The following is a 15,304-nucleotide window of genomic DNA, read 5'->3' on the forward strand; positions in this document are numbered from 1 at the left end:
TTCCTACCTTTCAATCAATCCATCATTATTTTCTACTATAGAGGGTAGTGCATGTAAATAATCTAATCTGGGCATAAAACCAGGTTTTATTTCTATAGTCTCTTCTTCAAATTCATAGAGTGCAATTGATTTCCTTCCGCCCACTTTCATTCTGTCCCATTTAGTCTCGAAAATATCATAAGAAACTATGAAATAACGATCAAGGGAAGAGAATCTAACGATTAAAAAAGCGATACCTTGTTGATTGGTTACATTTTTCATATGTTCAACTTGATGCGTGTGGATATTTTGTAGCGGGAATGACGTTTCACTTTTTGTTTCTTTCGCTTCAAAGTCCAGATAATGGCCGTTCCATACGCCGTTAAAGTCTGTTGTTGAAGGGGTACGAAAGTATGCTTCTGTAATGACAGCGGCACTTCGCGCTGGGTAATTTACCTTAACAATTTGAACTGGTACAGGTTTTTTATGAATGACAGCAATACTGTGATTCAAGTAATAATCATTTGATTCACTTAGTTCATCTTCCAAAGTTTTACCTCTGTTACTATAAGAATGATTCACTATTTTTCTTTTTTCGGCAGCTTGGACAGGTACATACTTTTTGCCGTTAGGATAGCGTATAGTCATTCAAACCACCTCACATTTACTTACTATACCACAAGCATAAGACGGTTAAGCATAAGTTAAGTTCCGATATTCAACGAATTTTTGTCGTGATTGCGGAACGCACATTCTCTATAAGATGGAGAACATAGACATTATCTGATAAAATAAAAGAAAGAATCAGAGAGGTTGATGAATAATGAGTTTAGAAGAAAAATGCAAAATACTCCTTTCTGTTTGTGATGAATGCCGAAAACGTCATACAGAGATGAGAAAACTTGATCGTGAGCCCGACTTTTTTGTTGAAGTAAAACCTTATTCAGATAAATATCATACGTTATTAGATGAGTGGTCTGAAGAATCTTATGCGTGGATTAAAATAGCAAAACCGCAATATGTTCATCCTGTACAAATCGATGCGTTAACAGATTCAATGAAACAATTTATTGTCCAGTCGTTTTATAAAAAAACTGGCTTAAAAAGATTTGTTCTTTCTATTAACTCTGCTGAATATACACTTAAGACTTTTCTTAATGCGCTTGAAAAAGAAGGCGACTCATAATGGACTCAAATTCTTCGATACTGTCTGTACTAGAAACCTTACGGACAGATCCTTCTTTTAAGAATAATGTGAGTCATTATAGGACAATACCCAGAAAGTCAGCAACATATGCACCATTTCCAGAGGAACTACATCCATCTATTATTAAAGCACTTGCATCAAAAGGAATTCAACAACTATATAGCCACCAAAGAATTGCTTTTGAGCATGCGTATAACGGTGAATCATTTACGGCTGTAACACCAACGGCATCTGGTAAATCACTTTGTTATCATCTCCCGGTATTGCAAAGTATTTTAGAAGATTCATCCTCAAGGGCAATTTATTTATTTCCGACGAAGGCACTCGCGCAAGATCAACTAAGCGATTTACATGAATTAATCGAGGCGAGTGAGGAAACGATACTGAGCTATACGTATGATGGTGACACGGCATCGGGGTTACGCTCAAAGGTTAGAAAGTCTGGACATATCGTGTTAACAAATCCAGACATGCTGCATTCAGGCATATTACCTCATCATACAAAATGGGTCTCTCTATTTGAGAATTTAAAATATATCGTCATCGATGAATTGCATACATACAAAGGTGTTTTTGGCAGCCATGTAGCACATGTACTTCGTAGATTAAAAAGAATTTGTCGTTATTATGGAAGTAACCCGGTATTTATTTGTACATCTGCGACAATTGCGAATCCGGGAGAATTAGCAGAAGCACTTACGAATACGGAAATGAAATTATTAACAAATAACGGTGCTCCTTCTGGGAAAAAGCATTTTGTATTTTACAATCCACCAGTTATTCATCCTACATTTGGAATTAGAAGAAGTGCAGTTTTGGAAGTACGAGATATAGCTACTTTATTATACCGAAAAAGTATCCAAACAATTATTTTTGCGAAAAGTCGTGTGCGCGTAGAAATGATCGTTACTTATATGAAAGAACTGACGAAGAAAAAACTCTTTGATGAAACTGTGATGGGCTATAGGGGAGGATATTTGCCATCTGAGCGAAGGAAAATTGAGAAGGGTCTTCGTAATGGCGACATTCGCACCGTTGTAAGCACGAATGCACTGGAGCTTGGAATTGACATTGGTCAACTCCAAGCTTGTGTCATGACGGGTTACCCGGGAAATATAGCGAGTGCTTTTCAACAAGCTGGTCGCGCTGGCAGAAGGCAGGATGAAGCGCTCATAATTTATGTCGCACAATCTGTTGCTTTGGATCAATATATTATTAAGAATCCTGATTACTTACTTGGACAAGCACCAGAGGAAGGTCGGATTCATCCAGATAATATGTTTATTCTCATGGATCATTTAAAATGCGCTTCGTTTGAATTGCCGTTTACTAAGACTGAAACATATGGAGAGTTTGAAGTGCAACAATTACTTGCTTTCTTAGAAAGTGAAGGCGTGCTCATACAAACTTCTGATAAATGGCATTGGATGACTGACCAATTTCCTGCAAGTGATGTAAGTCTAAGATCCGCTGCGCAGGAAAATGTTGTTATTATAGATCGAACGCACCCGAAAGGAACAACTGTTATAGGTGAGATGGATCGTTACAGTGCATTAACATTGCTTCATGAAGAAGCCATTTATATTCATCAAGGAACTCAGTTCCAAGTAGAGAAGCTTGATTGGGAAGAAAAGAAAGCTTTTGTCACGGAAGTAGATGTCGACTATTTTACAGATGCAAATTTAGCGGTTGAGTTAAAAGTAATTAGTGAAGACGAAGTAAATGATCTCGGAGAAAATAAAGCTTCCTACGGAGATATAGCAGTACTCGCTATGCCGACGATTTTCAAGAAGATTCGTTTTGGAACGCATGACAATATCGGTTCAGGGCCCATCTCCTTACCAGCTGTTGAATTACACACAACATCTACTTGGTATTCTTTTGATGTGCCTGAAGGGTGGACGGAATCGGCACTGACGGATGCAATGACAGGAGCAGCTTATGCAGTTCAGTCTTTTATTCCACTCTTTATAAGATGCGATAGAACTGATATCCATGTTATCCCGCAGGTGAAAGCGATTCATACGGATAAACCGACATTTTTTATTTATGATAGTTATCCTGGAGGTATTGGGTTAAGTGAAAAGATTTACAGTCAGTGGACGTCTTTATTCCAACAAGCTGCAAGTCATGTGTCCTCATGTTATTGCGAGGTTGGTTGTCCAGTATGTATCGGCGCGCAAGAAGCAGGTATTGATATGAAAAGTGATGTTGAGTCTCTTCTTCATGCTTTGGCTGGAGGAGAAAAGCGTGTCGTATGAAAAAAAGTTAATGGAAATGAAGAAGCTTTTAAAAAAATCAAGTGGAAATCAAAAGACAGAACAAAGTAATGTGTTTGTCGCCCCGTCACCACCCCAATATGAGCAGTTATGGCTTGATGCGGGTTTGGTTAAAGAAGAAAATAAGTTTGGGTTTGTATATAAACGAGTTGTTAATTATGGAAAAGATTATAGGCACGGGGATATGATACTTACAAATCTGAAGGAAACGCTTAAACTGTGGGAAGAGTCTGGGGAACAGCATCCTTTAGCACCAGACTTTACGAAGTCCCTTCTTTTTTTTGATACTGAAACAACTGGATTAAAAGGTACTGGCACGCTAATTTTTTTACTTGGATTTATTGAGGAAACAGTGGAAGGTTTTATACTTACGCAATATGTACTGCCTGGTCCTGATCATGAACCCGCATTTCTATATGCAACAAATTTATGGGCGCATAAATTTACACTCGTTACGTATAATGGGAAGAGCTTTGATGTGCCACAGCTACAAACCCGGTGGACAATGAATCGTAATATATTGCCTGTGCTGTTAGAACATGCGCATATTGATTTACTACATGGTTCACGTCGAATATGGAAGGAAGAAATTTTGACATTTAATTTAACTTCAATTGAGGAAGAAAAACTTGGTTTCCACCGCGACGGAGATATCCCTGGTTTCATGGCGCCTATTATTTATCAAGATGCTGTAAAGAGTGGTAATCCGATTAATTTAATGAAAGTATTGACGCATAATGAGTTGGATATCTTATCGTTAGTTTCACTTTATATTAAGGCTACTGAACTTGTTCTACGAATAGAAATACAAGAAACAGCAACAACGCATACGAATATTGGGAAATGGTTTGCAGATTTAAAATCTTATGACAGAGGCCGTCAAATACTTGAAAGTGTCATTGAAGAATTTGGTGCGAATCATCCGGCGACGCATTATCATTTTGGATTTATTATGAAAAGAGAATTAGCAAATTTAGATGCTGTATGTGCTTTTGAAATAGCGGCTGCAGGACTTATAGGTAGGCGACGGATAATTGCGCTTGAGGAGCTTGCCAAATTATATGAGCACAAAATAAAAGATTTAGAGAAAGCAATGTTGGTTACACAACAAGCTCGTGTTTTTTTAGAGAAGGATGCTAATTTAACTGTGAGATTTCGTAAGCGGGGGCAAATGGATTTTTATAAACGGGAAATGAGAATATTCCGCAAACTATTTCCCGGGGAAGCGCAGTAACCGACAAAAACCGAGTTTGAATAAAATGCCTCTAAATTTAGTTTGTTTTTAAACATATAGGCGTTTCAACAACAAATAGATTGGTAATAAGCTGGTCAAAAGTTCAAAGATACTGCGGGGAATTTGGTAAAGTATGTTTGAATAAGGACAAATATGTACAAGATATGCTATAATATCGCATACGTAACAGTGATGGAAGGGCGATTTTTCATGGACATTAAACTAGATACTAAAACGATACTTGAAAAAGAATTTAAAACGGGTCTCCGTGGCTATAATCAAGAAGAGGTCGATCTCTTTTTAGACGATGTTATTCATGATTACCAAGCTTTTAAAAAACAAATAGCGGACTTAGAAAATGACAATATGCGACTAAAAGAACAAGTTTCTGAATCAGTAAAACGTGTTCCAGCAGCAAACGCGGGTGCTACAAACTTCGATTTACTAAAACGCATATCGAATCTTGAAAAGCATGTGTTTGGTAGTAAGTTATTCAATCACGAGGATGCAGAACGAAAATATTGAAAGTATATCAATAATGTTGTATACTACAAAGACCATAGCGTGAATTTAGGTAATCGCTGCAAAGCTTGACTTTGTAGAGGAAAGTCCATGCTCACACGGATCTGAGATGACCGTAGTGTTCGTGCTCGGTTAATAAATAAGCCGGGGCATTGCGCTTTGCGCATTGACGGCGGGAATAAATTCTAAGTATAAACGGCTTCTGCCCTTTATATATGAATGAGGTTCCCTGAACAGTGCCACAGAAACGTAGCTAATTTGGAAACAGATTAGATGGAACGCGGTAAACCCCACGAGTGAGAAACCCAAACTATGGTAGGGGCATTCTTCAGAAGGAATTCAACTTATGAAGAGACAGGATCATACCTGTAGATAGATGATTACCGCCCTAAGTACGAGGTGTTAAAGCCGTTTGAGTACACGGGAACAAAACATGGCTTATCGAATTTCCTATGGTATTTAAATGTAAAATTACTGCTCTCCGATATAAAGGAGAGCTTTTATTTTGTATTTAGTTCTAATGAAAGTATTTGAACTGAAAATGTGGGAAATTTCAATTGTTTTTACATAGATTTGTTCTAGTAATGGATTATTTCTTGGCTAAGAGTGATATAGATAGGAGTTGTATAACCGATGAATGAATTTAAATTAGTAGCGACGAGCGCAATGGGACTTGAATCACTTGTTGCAGATGAGGTAAAAGCACTTGGTTACAAAACAACTACAGAAAATGGGAAAGTATACTTTACGGGTGACAGTACAGCGATAGTGAGAGCAAATATGTGGTTACGAGTAGCTGATAGAGTTAGGATTATGGCAGGCGAATTCCAAGCTGAAACATTTGATGAGTTGTTTGAAGGAACGAAAGCACTTCCGTGGGAAGACTTTTTACCTGTTGATGCCGCTTTTCCTGTTGCAGGTAAGTCGGTAAAGTCAACTTTATATAGCGTGCCAGACTGTCAAGCAATCGTAAAAAAAGCAATTGTTGAACGATTGAACAAGGCTTATAACAGAACTGGTTTTCTCCCGGAATCTGGCTCGTTGTTTAAATTAGAAGTTTCAATTCTAAAAGACAAAGTAACGTTAACGCTTGATTCAAGTGGAACTGGTCTTCATAAACGTGGATATCGAAAAGGACAGGGAGATGCTCCGTTAAAAGAAACGCTTGCAGCTGCACTTGTTAAATTGTCACGTTGGAAACCAGATCGTCCATTTATCGATCCGTTTTGTGGTTCAGGAACAATTCCAATTGAAGCTGCTTTAATTGGTCAAAATATAGCTCCAGGTTCTAATCGTGATTTCTTATGTGAGGAATGGCCTTGGATTGCTGAGTCAGTATGGGATCAAGTTCGTGAGGAAGCAGAAGATTTAGCGAAGTATGATCAACCATTAGACATAACAGGATTTGATGTTGATTCAAATATGGTTAGAATTGCGGAAGCAAATGCTGCTGAAGCCGGTTTTGTCGATCTAATTAAGTGGGAACAGCGTGACGTTCACGATTTACATTTCGAGGGATTGAACGGCGTGATGATTGGAAATCCACCATATGGAGAGCGTATTGGTGAAATTGAAGAAGCCGAAGAAATTACGCGTATTCTTGGTAGTATTATGAAAAATCATCCTTCATGGTCGGTTTATATGATTTCTTCATTGGAAAACTTTGAAAAGTTATATGGTCAAAGGACGACTAAGAAACGTAAATTATTTAATGGTTTTATTCGAACAGATTTTTATCAGTATTGGGGTAAGCGAAAATAAGAAATTTTCTGGAAGAGGAAAAAACCTCTTCCATTTGCATTCATAAGCATTGAATAGAAAGGGGTTTACTGTATGAAAGGTAAGATGCCATTCCCGTTATCGAAAGAAAAATCATTTTATGATTCGCTAAATGATTGGATCGGGGATACCTTGTACGATGATTTAACTGAAAAAGGCTTTGAATGCCGTGACGAACAAATTTTTATGGCTTTTCAGATAGAACAAGCATTAAAAGACAAAAAAGTTCTATTTGCGGAAGCTGGGGTTGGAACAGGAAAAACAATAGCTTATTTACTCCCAGCGATAGCTTATGCACGTTATACTGGTAAACCAGCAATAATATCTTGCGCAGATGAGACGTTGATTGAGCAACTTGTTAAAGAAGATGGAGATATCCGTAAAATTAGTGACGCACTCCAACTTAATATTGATGTTCGACTTGCGAAAGCAAGAAGCCAATATTTATGTTTAAAACGTCTTGAAGAAGCATCTGAAAAAGTGGACGAAGAATATATTGAAGATATAGAAGATAGTCTTCCAGATTTCGTTTATGGGACTGAGTCATTGCAATCTATTTATCCTTATGGTGAACGTTCAAATTACCCTGACTTAAGCGATGAACAGTGGAATACAGTTAACTACCATCCTATTCAACAATGTTCTGCTTGTGACCTTAGAAATAGATGTGGCCAAACGATTCACCGTAACCACTACAGAGACGCTGTTGAGATCGTTATCTGCTCACACGACTTTTATATGGAACATGTATGGACGAAAGATTCTCGTGAAAGACAAGGACAGTTACCGCTTTTACCAGAATCATCAATGGTTGTGTTTGACGAAGGTCATCTATTAGAATATTCCGCGCAGCGAGCACTCACTTATGAAGTTCAAGATAGTACGCTACTAAATTTACTTGAAAAAATTATGGTTAATGACATACGCGAACAGACGCTATTGTTAATGGAGAGACTAATTGAAACACATGAAACCTTTTTCACATTGCTAAACGTCTTTGCTGAAATTAGTACAAACGAGCGGAAAGCAATTGAAAAGTCTGAGGACTTACTGGAAGTCGGTAGGGAAGCCATTTTGATTTCAACAGCACTCCTTGAAGAATTTGTTTTTGAGGGAGAACTTTATATAATTCCTGAATACGAATTAAGAATGGTTGAGGAATATCTTGACCAATATATTTATTCAATGCAATTATTTACGGATGAAAATGATGCAGTTGATTGGCTTGAAGTGCCAAAAGGAGAGTCAACTTTAGTTATTATGCCTCGTCTTGTCACGGATATATTACAAGAGAAATTATTTTCATCTAAGATGCCGATTGTTTTTTCTTCAGCTACTTTATCAATACAAAAAGACTTTTCATATTTGGCAGATGGTTTGGGAATTCAAGACGATTTGTCATTTTCAGTTGCGTCTCCTTTTGATTACGATGAAGTGATGAAGGTTATGGCGCATGATATTTTGAATGAAACTAAAGTAGATAAAGTATTAGAGTTACTTGAGGAAGATGAGCAGACTTTAATTTTATTTAAGTCGGAAAATGCACTGCAACAATTTAAAGAAAAATTTCCAAAAGGAAAAGAGTACCAAATTGCATTTGAAGGAGAGCGCGAATTATCATCTATTGTGCGTGATTTTCAGAAAAAGAAAATAAAAGTACTATGCTCCTATAATTTATGGGAGGGACTAGATATTCCGCAAGATGCATTAACACGCGTCATTATTTATGATTTACCATTCCCGCCAAAGGATCCATTATTTGAAGCTAGACGAAAACATGCGGATAATCCATTTACCGAAGTAGACTTACCTTATATGCTGCTAAGGCTTAGACAAGGTGCAGGGCGTCTAATTCGAACATCGGCTGATTCAGGCACTGTTCATTTGCTATTAGATGAAGATGAACAATTAATAAAGCCAGAAATCGAAAATGTTTTTCCAGTTAAAATTAATAGTTGAAAATCAGAACAATAAAGTATTGGGTTATCCAAAGACTTTTAAATTTAAAGCTATCAAAAAATCTGCTCCTAATATAATTAGGCAGCAGATTTTTTAATTTTCATCAATAGTAAGCAGAACTGTTAAGGAACCACCATTTTCTAAACGCACAGGTAGAACAAAAGCTTGTTTAAAACCAAAAAACTTCGTGTTACCTGTCATGACTGTAGGTGGGGAAATATCGAGAATTAGACCACCTTTTTCCAAAGCAGTACATAAGTTACCGGCAATCATATTACCAAGTTCTCCGGTAAACGATTCAATCATTTCGCCTTCAATTGACATACCGAACATTGATTGTCCAATAGTGTCGATAACATCAAAGCTTGTATCTATTATTAGTCGACCTTTAATGCCACCGACAAGACCTATTAAAACGCTAAGTTGTTTTTGTTCAAAAGGTTGTACGATAAGTTTTGGGGGAAGTATTTCAAGCTTTAAAGGGATAACTGTTGTTAATGCTGAAATTGTTCCATTTAAAATCATTTGTACATTTTTGGAAGTGCTCAATATAAATCATACCTCTCCGAAGAAAAAATTCTAGTATCATTGTACCATTACTTTAGATGTAATGAAACAAAAAAATCAATTTATTTGATAAAAAATGAATATAATTTAGCTTGGAAAAGATGGTATGATAGGATGAGTAATTTAAGAAGGGAACGAACATATTATGTCCATGTTTAAGGAGCGACAAAGTCAGTTATTACAAGAAGCGGCAACAATCGGGAAAGTCTTTTCTGAAAATGAAGATACAACTCGTTATGCAAAATTAAATCTATTTGGTGAAAAATTAATGGATGAAGAATATATGATTGGTTTCGCTGGTCATTTTTCGGCAGGAAAATCCTCCATGATTAATGCGTTAACCGGTGTCGATTTACTTCCATCTAGTCCGATTCCAACGAGTGCAAATATTGTTAAAGTTAGGAAAAGTGATACAGATTATGCAGTTATTCATTTAACAGATGGTCAGGCAGTTAAATATGGCGGACATGGATTTTCAGATGCAGTGAAATCATTTAGTAAAGATGGTGCGGCTGTTTCGCTAATTGAAATCGGGCACAAGGAATCTGCGTTGCCCATAGGTATAACTGTTATGGATACGCCAGGCGTTGATTCAACTGATGATGCACATCGATTGTCGACGGAGTCTGCACTTCATTTAGCAGATCTTGTATTTTATACGATGGATTACAATCATGTGCAATCTGAGTTGAATTTCAGTTTTACTAAAGAATTGATGCGTTATAATCCAAACGTCTATTTAATTATAAATCAAATAGACAAACATCGTGAAAGTGAATTACCGTTTGAACAATTTAAATTAGCTGTTGAGTCGTCTTTTAAGATGTGGGGCGTCAATCCACGCGGAATTTTTTATACATCATTACTTGATTTTTCACATCCACATAATGATTTTAATAAAGTGAAGGCAATAGTTAAAGGATCGATTGAAAATTGGCAAGAAAATTTTATACAAAATGCCCATAAAACGATTGAAAAACTTAATGATGAGCATCAATTGTTTTTAAATGAAGAAATAGCTGCATGTAAAGAAAATTACTCTGCAATAGTGGCAGATGAGGAATGGGAAAAACAGGTTGAAATAACGGAAGAGTTAAGAGCTGCAAAAAAACAACAAGAACTTCTTACAGAAGATACATTTTCAATATCATTTGACAGAGAACAAAGTAGTTTGCTAGAGAATGCGGCAATTACACCATATGAAACACGCGAAGCATTAAGGAATTATTTAGAGTCCGTTTCATCTCGTTTTAAGGTCGGTTTAATTTTTAGTGCTAAAAAGACTGCGGAAGAGCGTGAAAAACGTAAAGAAATCCTTGCTGATAATATTAAAAAATTAGTACATACGCAAATTGAAGTTCATCTAAAAACACTAATGAAAAAATCATTGAAAGAAGCAGGTATTCTTACAGATGAAAAATCGTTAGAAGTAGATGCACTGAATTTAGAAATCCCATTTAATGAAGTTGAAAAAGAGTTTATTGCTTCTGATGTAATTACAGGAGATACAATTTTAAACTATTCTAATCAAATGAAAACAACGATTATAAATTCTTTTAAGAGACTAACAGATGACTGGAAATTAACAATGTCAACTATAGCATCAAATGCTGGAACTGAAAATGCAGGTCCTCTTGAATTGAAAGTACAAACATTAGATAATAAATTAAATGCTATTAGAGAACTAGTTGAGTTAAAAAATCGTATAGACAAAGCGAGTGAAATAATTGAGCAACCTTCGTTAGTACAATTAGAGGGTCGTGATGCACTTATTGAAAGCTGGCGCAAGAAAGTAATTATTGATATCTCTGAATATATCGCTGAATCGCCTGTTGAGAATATAGAGTTAGCACATGATTTGGAAGATGTTATACAAGAGGATAATAATAAACAAACAACATCAGCAGTAGAGATTGTGAGCGAAAAAGCAATTGAAGTTGCAACTGTTATTAAAACGGTCCCAGGGTTTTCGGAAGCAGCTGAATATTTACAGAAAAAGGCTGAACGTTTAAATGGACAAGAGTTTACAGTGGCGTTATTTGGTGCATTTAGTGCTGGAAAATCATCATTTTCAAATGCATTAATAGGTGAGAATATTCTTCCGGTTTCACCAAATCCTACAACTGCTACGATTAATAGAGTTAGACCAGTTACCCCTGAAAGACACCACAAAACTGCTGATGTTATGCTGAAAACGGTTAAACGAATGACTGAAGATGTAGTTCGGTCATTTGAAGTGCTCGGAGTTAAGGTTGAAACGCTAGGTGAAGCTTTTGAACAAGTTGAAAAAGCATTAAGCGCACGATTTGAGGATGAGAGTTTACACATTCACAAGGCGTTTATAACAGCATTTAAGAAGGGGTATCCAAATTACGCTGAAGTTCTGGGAACTGTGCTAAGGGTACAGCGCGAAGAATTTGTTAAATTTGTCGCAGAAGAAGATCGAAGTTGTTTTGTGGAATCTATTGACTTTTACTTTGATTGTGAGCTAACAAGAAAAGGAATTACGTTAGTTGATACACCAGGAGCCGACTCCATTAATGCTCGTCATACGGATGTAGCGTTTGACTATATCCGGAATGCAGATGCAATTCTTTTTGTAACTTACTATAATCATGCGTTCGCAAGAGCTGATAGAGAATTTCTTATTCAACTTGGTCGTGTGAAAGATGCTTTTGAAATGGATAAAATGTTTTTCATCGTAAATGCTATAGACTTAGCTACCGATGTTGAGGAATCTAATGCTGTAAAAACATTTGTCGGCAATGAGCTTCAAAATTTTGGTATCCGAAATCCGCGCGTCCATGGAATTTCTAGTTTACAAGCGTTAGAAGCGAAAATTGAGAATCGCCAGGATCCTCATATGGAACGTTTCGAAGTAGCGTTTCATCAGTTCTTGGAGCATGATTTACACGGACTTGCAGTTCAATCACTTGAAGAAGAGACGACTAAAACAACTGAACGCCTAGCCTCACTTATTTCTAGGACTGAGTCGAATATGCAACGTAAATCAGAACGACTAATAGAGTTAGAGAATTTGGAACAAAGTGTACGCAAGAGATATGCTAATAGTTTTGCAGGTGTGCTAAAAACAACTGCTTCTAATGAGTTAGGGGAATTGATTTATTACATCTTACAACGCGTATTCTTGCGATTCAGTGATTTTTATAGAGAAGCTTATAATCCAGCCTCATTTACAAATAAACCGAATGATCAAGCATTGAAATTAGCATTAGATGAAACGGTGAATAGTATCGGTTTTGATATAACCCAAGAATTAAAAGTGACGAATTTACGCATGCTTAATTTTTTAAATAAAGCAATAAATGACCGTCAAAAAGTTGAGATGTACGCACTTAAAGAGATAGATGAAACGCTCGTCCTATCCTTATTTGAGCCGGGAGAAGGCGACATGCTATCATTTAATATGCCTTTCAATGATTCGACTGTTTATAGCAGTGTGAATAAAGTGTTTAAAAATGAGCGATCATTTTTTGAAAGAGGCGACCGTGAAATATTAAGAGACCGTCTTCAGGAAGTCTTGAAAAAAGATTCAGAAGCTTTCTTAATGGAAATGAAGACCGAGTTGGATAGTTGGTTAAATAACTGGATTGATTGTGAAGCAGAAGCTTTACGTGAACATTTACTAACAGAGTGCATAACACAAATTGAGACGGAAAGAACGCTTCTCGAAGGAACTGAAAAAATTGAAGCATGGCGTGCAATTTATGAAAACCTAAAACTGAAGGAGTTGGTATAATTGAATAAAGTATTTATGTCAATTAATGATATTCAATACAATGATTATAAATGGATTGATGCTCGTTTTTCATTGAAAGACTCTAAACTTGGCAAAAATAACTTTGTAAATGAACATGTACTAGGTGCGGTGCACTGGGATTTAAATGATGATTTGTCTGATATGACGAAAGAAAACGGTAGACAGCCGATGCCGAATCAGGACTTGTTACTCGAGCTATTTCAGTCAAGTGGGCTAGAACTAGAAGATGCCATTGCAATTTACGATGATGGGGGAAGCCCATTTGCTGCACGTGCATGGTGGTTTCTTCAGTATGCAGGATTCAAGAATGCGGTTATATTACTTGAAGGATTTAATGCGTTAAAAGAGCATGGAGTCCCGGTTTCAGCTGAACCCACAAAGCCAGAAAGAACTTCTGTTATACCGAAATGGAATGAATCGATTTATGCATCGAGGGATTTTATTGAGAAAACGGTGTCTGGTGAGACGGGTAGTATTTTAATTGATGCACGTGCAGCTGAACGCTACCGCGGTGACATTGAACCGATTGATCCTATAGCAGGGCATATTCCAGGTGCATTGAATTTTGATTGGGAGCAATTAAAAGAAGAAGGAACTTTCCACTTTGATGAAGCAATTAAAGAAAAATTAGGTAAAGTTGCAGATGCTAAAAAAACTGTCACTGTCTATTGTGGCAGCGGTGTAACAGCAGCTCCAGTGTATGCTATGTTGGCTCATTACGGCTATGAAAACATACGTCTGTATATTGGCAGCTATAGTGACTGGGTCTCAAAAGAAGGCGTAGAGGTTCACAAAGAATAGGCTATCATAATATACAAGTATGGAGGTGAGGTTTTTGAAGTACGCGCTTCTTGGAGACATTCATTCATCTATTGATGAATTAGAAAAAGTGCTAGCACATATTTCTGAAATATCACCTAATGCGGAACTTATTGGTACAGGCGATTTATTTGAATGTACAATTAGTAAAAAGGATATCAAGGGTCAGAAGTATTCTCATTTAAAAGATGTAATGCTTATACCAGAAGGATTTACGAAGTATCTAACATTCCCGTCGATAAGTGGGAATCAGGAAGAACGAATATTACTAATAACAAAAACGAATGAATTACTGCGTGAAAAAATAGAAATGTGCCCTGAAACAATACAGATTGATGGTGCTCTGATCATCCATGGACACCAGTGGGAATGGGGTGGTGAACCTTGGTCACTAATTAGTGACGATTCGACCCATAGGCTAACATTTTATGGTCATAGTCATCAATCAGCTTTAACGATAGCCAATCAGAATTATTTGGTGGAATTTGGTGCTCCTTATCACCTAAGTGAGGTGAGCGGGAAAATCCTTGTGAATGTAGGTTCTGTTGTATTTAATAAAGAATGGGTATTATATGATTCAATCGAACAAACAGTTACTTTTATGAAGGCGTGACTTGGATTACTAGTGTTGTATTTCAAAGTGGAAACAGAAAACGACTGGATGCTTATGAGCATTCAGTCGTTTTTATGAATTGCTTCGCGGGCAAGTGCATCGGCCGCGCGATTTTCAGAACTTGGAATCCATTTAATGAAAAAGAATTCAAAGGTATTAGTGATAGCTAGTATTTGTTCCAAGTATTGTTTATGGATATCATTTTTTGCAAATTCCTTTTCCACGGCTAAGACAACCGCTTGTGAATCCGATCTTGCCGCAACGATTCCTGTTGTAAGTTTCGCGACCTCTTCAATTCCACGAAGAAGGGCTAGAAATTCTGCTGTGTGATTATTCGTTGGTTCAATCGATTCAGAAATCTTAATTTTATGACCTTCACCTTTTATAAAAATACCTATACCACTCTTTCCAGGATTACCTGCGCTAGCCCCGTCAACATATAGCTCAATCACTGTATATCTCTCCTATAGAATTATTGTAATTGTTGTATATTGCAGTGTACAATAAATTTTAGATTAATAGTACCAAATATATAGCTATTTTAAATCACTTGCACCTATATTTA

General features: G+C 36.7%; 12 protein-coding genes and 1 other RNA gene. 10 read left to right on the top strand and 3 right to left on the bottom strand.

The window, feature by feature from the left end; all coding sequences use genetic code 11:
• Positions 1-3: 3 nt before the first annotated feature.
• Positions 4-627, bottom strand: coding sequence for a Holliday junction resolvase RecU (gene recU, locus AC3RV6_RS06990; RefSeq protein ID WP_489748730.1), 624 nt, complete (start codon positions 625-627; stop codon positions 4-6).
• A gap of 175 nt (positions 628-802) precedes the next feature.
• Here recU and AC3RV6_RS06995 point away from each other — a divergent pair, with 175 nt between their 5' ends.
• From AC3RV6_RS06995 to AC3RV6_RS07025, 7 genes are all read left to right on the top strand, one after another.
• The gene (locus AC3RV6_RS06995; protein ID WP_489748731.1) at positions 803-1,165 is read left to right on the top strand and encodes a YppE family protein; all 363 of its coding nucleotides are present in this window, start codon (positions 803-805) and stop codon (positions 1,163-1,165) included.
• Positions 1,165-3,447, top strand: a complete 2,283-nt coding sequence (locus AC3RV6_RS07000; RefSeq protein ID WP_489748732.1) for a DEAD/DEAH box helicase — start codon at positions 1,165-1,167, stop codon at positions 3,445-3,447. The genes AC3RV6_RS06995 and AC3RV6_RS07000 overlap by 1 nt, the downstream gene beginning before the upstream one ends.
• Positions 3,437-4,699 carry a ribonuclease H-like domain-containing protein gene (locus AC3RV6_RS07005; protein ID WP_489748733.1) on the top strand — a complete coding sequence of 421 codons (1,263 nt, stop codon included), beginning with the start codon at positions 3,437-3,439 and terminating at the stop codon, positions 4,697-4,699. The genes AC3RV6_RS07000 and AC3RV6_RS07005 overlap by 11 nt, the downstream gene beginning before the upstream one ends.
• A gap of 210 nt (positions 4,700-4,909) precedes the next feature.
• Positions 4,910-5,224 carry a cell division regulator GpsB gene (gpsB, locus tag AC3RV6_RS07010; RefSeq protein WP_489748734.1) on the top strand — a complete coding sequence of 105 codons (315 nt, stop codon included), beginning with the start codon at positions 4,910-4,912 and terminating at the stop codon, positions 5,222-5,224.
• Between the two features lie 41 nt (positions 5,225-5,265).
• An RNA gene (gene rnpB, locus AC3RV6_RS07015) (RNase P RNA component class B) lies at positions 5,266-5,667 on the top strand.
• Positions 5,668-5,854: 187 nt separating this feature from the next.
• On the top strand, positions 5,855-6,982 hold the full coding sequence (locus tag AC3RV6_RS07020) for a THUMP domain-containing class I SAM-dependent RNA methyltransferase (RefSeq protein ID WP_489748735.1): 1,128 nt from the start codon (positions 5,855-5,857) through the stop codon (positions 6,980-6,982).
• A 72-nt stretch (positions 6,983-7,054) separates the two neighbouring features.
• Positions 7,055-8,959 carry an ATP-dependent DNA helicase gene (locus AC3RV6_RS07025; protein WP_489748736.1) on the top strand — a complete coding sequence of 635 codons (1,905 nt, stop codon included), beginning with the start codon at positions 7,055-7,057 and terminating at the stop codon, positions 8,957-8,959.
• Between the two features lie 93 nt (positions 8,960-9,052).
• On the opposite strand, the gene AC3RV6_RS07030 is transcribed toward AC3RV6_RS07025, so the two are convergent.
• Positions 9,053-9,508: a chemotaxis protein CheX gene (locus AC3RV6_RS07030; protein WP_489748737.1), complete on the bottom strand. Its 456-nt coding sequence runs from the start codon at positions 9,506-9,508 to the stop codon at positions 9,053-9,055.
• 169 nt (positions 9,509-9,677) lie between these two features.
• Here AC3RV6_RS07030 and AC3RV6_RS07035 point away from each other — a divergent pair, with 169 nt between their 5' ends.
• The 3 genes from AC3RV6_RS07035 to AC3RV6_RS07045 are packed head-to-tail and all read left to right on the top strand — an operon-like array spanning position 9,678 to position 14,739.
• The gene (locus AC3RV6_RS07035; RefSeq protein ID WP_489749207.1) at positions 9,678-13,286 is read left to right on the top strand and encodes a dynamin family protein; all 3,609 of its coding nucleotides are present in this window, start codon (positions 9,678-9,680) and stop codon (positions 13,284-13,286) included.
• Entirely contained in the window at positions 13,287-14,108 is an 822-nt protein-coding gene (locus tag AC3RV6_RS07040; RefSeq protein WP_489748738.1) for a sulfurtransferase, read from the top strand.
• 34 nt (positions 14,109-14,142) lie between these two features.
• Positions 14,143-14,739, top strand: coding sequence for a metallophosphoesterase family protein (locus AC3RV6_RS07045; protein WP_489748739.1), 597 nt, complete (start codon positions 14,143-14,145; stop codon positions 14,737-14,739).
• A 62-nt stretch (positions 14,740-14,801) separates the two neighbouring features.
• On the opposite strand, the gene AC3RV6_RS07050 is transcribed toward AC3RV6_RS07045, so the two are convergent.
• Entirely contained in the window at positions 14,802-15,191 is a 390-nt protein-coding gene (locus tag AC3RV6_RS07050; protein WP_489748740.1) for a reverse transcriptase-like protein, read from the bottom strand.
• Positions 15,192-15,304: the final 113 nt, after the last annotated feature.

The organism is Sporosarcina sp. So3-204 (assembly GCF_058068165.1).